The organism is Stutzerimonas stutzeri (assembly GCF_000935215.1).
In the GTDB taxonomy this organism is placed as follows: Bacteria; Pseudomonadota; Gammaproteobacteria; order Pseudomonadales; family Pseudomonadaceae; genus Stutzerimonas.
Genome location: NZ_JXXD01000019.1, coordinates 1 through 5187, shown reverse-complemented (window position 1 = coordinate 5187; position 5187 = coordinate 1). Strand labels below are relative to the sequence as shown.

The window sequence follows — 5187 nt, the reverse complement described above, 5'->3', positions numbered from 1 at the left end:
ATCGCCACGGCGATGGGGCCGGGCGGGCGGAAATCATCGAGTCGGGACGCCTGCAACAACAGCAACAGCGCAGCGATGAACGCTGAGGTTACTGATCGCCGTCGACCGGGGGCGTCGGGCGAATCAGGATTTCGTTGACGTCTACATGGGCCGGCTGAGACAGGGCGTAGACCACTGCGCGGCCGACATCCTCCGGTTGCAGGGCATAGGTCGGCGGCTTGTCGAACAGCGGCGTGTCGACCATGCCCGGCTCGATCAGAGTGACTCGCACACCGCTGCCGCGCAGTTCTTCGCGCACGCTCAGACCCATCCCGGTCACCGCCCATTTGCTGGCGCTGTACATCGAGCCGGGAATGACGAAGCGCCCGGCCGCCGAACCGGTGAGCAGCAGATGACCGCGGCTGGCCTTCAAGGCGGCCAGCGCGCAGCGCAGGGTCAGGCCGACGCCGTAGACGTTGGTCAGCAGCATGGTTTTCCAGACTTCGGGATCGGCACCGCTGAAACCGCCCTCGCTGCCGGGGATGCCGGCGTTGGCGTAGACCGCATCGAGCTGGCCGTAGTGATCGAGCACGCGTTGCACCATGGCTTGTTGCTCGGCGTAATCGGTCACGTCGCAGCGAATGGCGAGGGCGCGCTGCGGCCCGATTTCATCGACCAGCTGCCGCAGCTTGTCCTCGGAGCGTGCGGCGAGCGCCAGCCGGTAGCCGGCCGCCGCTGCCAGACGTGCGGTTGCCGCGCCGATACCGGATGAGGCGCCGGTGATCAGCAGCACGTGATCGCTCATGGCCGCTCCTCAGTAGTTCGGCGTGGTTTCCGGAATGGCGCTGTCGTCGGTGATGAACGGCATGCTCCAGGGTTCGAGGGTGCAACCCTTGTCGATCAGCTCCTGACGGGTCTGCTCGATCACCTGTGCCATGCGCAGCGGGTCGGCGTAGTCGCGCACCTGCGCCACGCGGGTGATTTCCTCGCCGCTGCCGTTCATCACGGTGAAGCCGAAGCTGTCGTCCTCGGGGTTGGCGCTGGTCACGCAACCACAGGGCAGGAAGGCTTCCGAGGCCAGTTGCATGGCGTTGTCGAGGCTGAGCGGGGTGGTGGTCATGGTCATCTCCGTTGCGTTGCGGATGTTTCAAGTTGACCGCCATATCCCATGGCCGTTTCCCGACCGCCGACCGACTGTCGCTTGTGCAAAGGCCGGGGCGCCACCATATTCGTCGGCATGACCACGTCATCCGTCGATCCACTTGGCCGTTTCCACCCCGCCGTGGCGGGCTGGTTTTCCCGCAGCTTTCCCGCACCGACGCCGGCCCAGGCGGCTGCCTGGCCCCTTATTCGTGCCGGTCGTTCGACCCTGGTGGCCGCGCCGACTGGCTCGGGCAAGACGCTGACCGCATTTCTCGCCGCCATCGATGACCTGGTGCAGCAGGGGCTGGCCGAGGGCGGCCTGGCCGACGCGACGCGCGTGCTCTATGTCTCGCCATTGAAGGCCTTGTCCAACGACATCCATATCAACCTGGAGGAGCCGCTCGCCGGGATCACCGCCGAGCTGGCGCGTCTGGGGCTACCAGCGCTGGAAATCCGCACCGCGGTGCGTACCGGCGACACGCCGCAGGCCGAGCGCAACGCCATGCGCAAGCGCGTCCCGCATATCCTCGTCACCACGCCGGAATCGCTCTATGTGCTGCTCGGCTCGGCATCTGGGCGCGAAATGCTCGCCGATGTGCAGAGCGTGATCGTCGACGAGATTCACGCCATCGCCGGCAACAAGCGTGGCAGCCATCTGGCGCTGTCGCTGGAGCGACTGGAAGCGCTCTGCAATCGGCCGCTGGTGCGGGTCGGCCTGTCGGCGACGCAGAAGCCGATCGATGCGGTGGCGCGTTTTCTGGTCGGCGTCGAGCGACCGTGCGAGATCGTCGATATCGGCCATGGCCGCGCCCGCGACCTGGCGCTGGAAGTGCCGCCGGTGCCGCTGGAGGCGGTGATGAGCAACGATGCCTGGGCGCTGGTCTACGACCGCCTCGCGGCACTGGCTGGCGAGCATCGCACCACGCTGGTGTTCGTCAACACGCGGCGCCTGGCCGAGCGCACCACCCGCCACCTGGCCGAGCGGTTGGGTGCAGAGGTGGTCGCTGCGCATCACGGCAGTCTGGCCCGCGAACAGCGGCTGAGCGCCGAGCAGAAGCTCAAGCGCGGCGAGTTGCGGGTACTGGTCGCGACGGCCTCGCTGGAGCTGGGTATCGACATCGGTGATGTCGAGTTGGTCTGTCAGCTGGGTTCGCCACGCTCGATCTCGGCCTTTCTGCAGCGGGTTGGGCGCGCCGGGCACCAGGTCGCCGGGGTGTCCAAGGGGCGGCTGTTTCCCAGCTCCCGCGACGACCTGATCGAGTGTGCCGCGCTGCTCGACGCCGTGCGTCGTGGCGAGCTGGACACGCTGAATATCCCGCACGCGCCGCTGGATGTGCTGGCCCAGCAGATCGTCGCGGAGGTGGCCTGTCGGGAATGGGAGGAGGAAGCGTTGCTCCAGCTGTTCCGCCGCGCGATGCCCTATGCCGCGGTCGACGACGCGACCTTCCAGGCACTGCTGCGAATGCTCGCCGAGGGCTATACAACCCGCCACGGAACCCGCGGCGCCTATCTGCACCGTGATCTCGCGACGCGCAGCCTGCGTGGCCGGCGCGGTGGCCGGCTGACCGCACTGACCTCCGGCGGCACCATCGCCGACAACGCCGACTATGCCGTGCTGCTGGAACCGCAGGGGCTGAATATCGGCACGGTGAACGAGGACTTCGCGGTGGAGAGCCTGGCCGGCGATGTGTTCCAGCTGGGTAACACCTCGTATCGCATCCTCAAGATCGAGTCCGGGCGGGTGCGTGTCGAAGACGCTCAGGGCATGCCGCCGAGCATTCCCTTCTGGCTGGGCGAGGCGCCAGGGCGCAGCGACGAGCTGTCCTTTGCCGTGGCGCGGCTGCGTGACGAGATCGATCAACGGTTGGCTGAGGGGGCGGCGGTGGGCAGGGTGGACCTGTCGCCCGCCATCGATTGGCTTACCGGCACCCTTGGCCTGGCGGAAACCGCCGCGCGACAGATCGTCGAATACCTGGCGCGTGCCCGCTCCGCACTTGGCGCCTTGCCGACTCAGCAGCGGCTGGTGATGGAGCGCTTCTTCGACGAGTCCGGCGGCACCCAGCTGGTCATTCACTCGCCCTATGGCAGCCGCATCAATCGCGCCTGGGGGCTGGCACTGCGCAAGCGCTTCTGCCGCACCTTTAACTTCGAGCTGCAGGCGGCGGCCACCGAGGACGCCATCATTCTTTCGCTGTCCACCAGTCACAGCTTTCCGCTGGCGGAAGTCTGGCGCTACCTGCATTCGGCCAGCGCCGAGCAGGTGCTGATCCAGGCACTGCTGGATGCGCCGCTGTTCGGTGTGCGCTGGCGCTGGATCGCCACCACGGCACTGGCGTTGCCGCGCATGGCTGGCGGACGCAAGGTCGCGCCGCAGCTACAGCGAATGAAGAGCGACGATCTGCTGGCCACGGTCTTTCCCGACCAGGTTGCCTGCCTGGAAAACATCGTCGGCGAGCGCGAGATTCCCGATCATCCGCTTGTACGCCAGACGCTCGATGACTGCCTGCACGAGGCCATGGATAGCGAAGGCTGGCTCGCGCTGCTGCGGCGCATGGAGGGCGGCCAGGTCGAGCTGCTGGCGCGTGATCTGCCCGCGCCGTCGCCGCTGGCCATGGAGATTCTCGGCGCGCGCCCTTACGCCTTTCTCGACGATGCACCGCTGGAAGAGCGCCGCACCCAGGCGGTGCTCGCGCGGCGCTGGAGCGATCCGGAGTCGGCTGACGATCTGGGCGCGCTGGACCCGGAAGCGATCGCCGCCGTGTGTGAGGAGGCCTGGCCCGAGGCGCGCAGTGCCGACGAGTTGCACGAGGCGCTGACAGCGCTCGGTTGCATTGCCGAAGCCGAGACCGTCGCACAGTCGCAATGGGGCGAATGGCTGGCCGAACTGGCCCGTGGCGGCCGCGCGACGCGCATGGAGGTGGCGCACGACCGCTTCCTCTGGTTGCCGCTCGAGCGCCTGATGCTGCTGCGCGCGATCTATCCGCAGGCCCCGTTCCAGCCGCATCTGCAGGCGCCCGTCGGCTACGACCAACCGCTCGCGGAAGAGGACGCGCTGGTCGAGCTGATCCGCGCGCGATTGAGCGGCTTCGGCCCGCTGCCGGTGGCGTTGATTGCGCGGCCGCTGGCGTTACCGGCCTCTGCCGTCGCAATGGCGCTGATCCGCCTGGAAAGTCAGGGCTATGTGATGCGCGGCCGTTTCAGCGCCGGCGGAGTAGAGGACGAGTGGTGCGAGCGGCATCTGCTGGCGCGCATCCATCGCTATACGGTCAAGCGTCTGCGGCGCGAGATCGAGCCGGTCGAACGTGTCGATTTCATGCGCTTTCTTGCTGACTGGCAGCATCTGTCCGCGACCACGCGCATGCAGGGGCGCGAGGCGCTGGCCACGGTCGTCGAACAGCTGGAGGGCTTTCAGGCCGCCGCCGCAGCGTGGGAAGCCGATCTCTTGCCGGCGCGCCTGAAGGATTATGGCGGCACCTGGCTGGACGAGCTGTGCCGCTCCGGCCGCATTGTCTGGACGCGGCTGGCCGGGCGACTCAGGGCCAGCACCGGGCCGGTACGCGGCACGCTGATCGTGCTGCTGCCGCGGCGCCAGTTACCGGCCTGGTATGCACTGGCCAGCGACGCGCCGGCGCCGGAGCTGTCTTCACGGGCACAGCGGGTGCTCGAATGTCTGAACGCCCAGGGCGCGCTGTTCTTCGATGAGCTGCAGCACGACGCGCATCTGCTGCGCAGCGAACTGGAGGATGCTCTTGGCGAGCTGGTGGCGGTGGGTTTGGTGAACGCCGACAGCTTCGCCGGTCTGCGCGCATTGCTGGCGCCGGCGAGCAAGCGCTCGCGCACGGCCCGACGAAGCCGTGGTGGTACCTTTATCGGCGGGATGGACGACGCCGGCCGCTGGGCACTGGTGCGCAAGTCTGGAGCGGGCGAAGAGGAGGCAAGAACACCGGCGTTCGATGCAGAGGCGCTGGAGCACATTGCCCGTGTGCTGCTGCGCCGTTACGGCGTGGTGTGCTGGCGCCTGCTGGCGCGTGAAGCGCACTGGTTGCCGCCCTGGCGCGACCTGTT

At 67.8% G+C, this 5187-nt stretch carries 3 protein-coding genes and 1 pseudogene; 2 read left to right on the top strand and 2 right to left on the bottom strand.

What is annotated here, in order from left to right; genetic code table 11:
* Positions 1 to 86, top strand: a pseudogene (locus LO50_RS25625) (DUF1264 domain-containing protein); the annotation flags it as partial.
* 2 nt (positions 87 to 88) lie between these two features.
* Here the strand turns inward: LO50_RS25625 and LO50_RS02845 are convergent.
* Together LO50_RS02845 and LO50_RS02840 are read right to left on the bottom strand one after the other, a co-directional pair.
* Entirely contained in the window at positions 89 to 784 is a 696-nt protein-coding gene (locus tag LO50_RS02845; protein ID WP_044314053.1) for an SDR family oxidoreductase, read from the bottom strand.
* A gap of 9 nt (positions 785 to 793) precedes the next feature.
* Complete coding sequence (locus tag LO50_RS02840) at positions 794 to 1099, bottom strand: hypothetical protein (RefSeq protein ID WP_014819807.1); 306 nt, start codon at positions 1097 to 1099, stop codon at positions 794 to 796.
* Between the two features lie 117 nt (positions 1100 to 1216).
* On the opposite strand from LO50_RS02840, the gene LO50_RS02835 reads away from it, so the two are divergent.
* Positions 1217 to 5187, top strand: a 3971-nt coding sequence (locus tag LO50_RS02835; protein WP_044314054.1) for a DEAD/DEAH box helicase, incomplete at its 3' end; no start/stop codon positions are given.

Excerpts from the sequence above, each read along its gene's own strand:
- LO50_RS02845 (WP_044314053.1), bottom strand. The coding sequence starts at position 784 with ATGAGCGATCACGTGCTGCTGATCACCGGCGCCTCATCCGGTATCGGC.
- LO50_RS02840 (WP_014819807.1), bottom strand. The coding sequence starts at position 1,099 with ATGACCACCACCCCGCTCAGCCTCGACAACGCCATGCAACTGGCCTCG.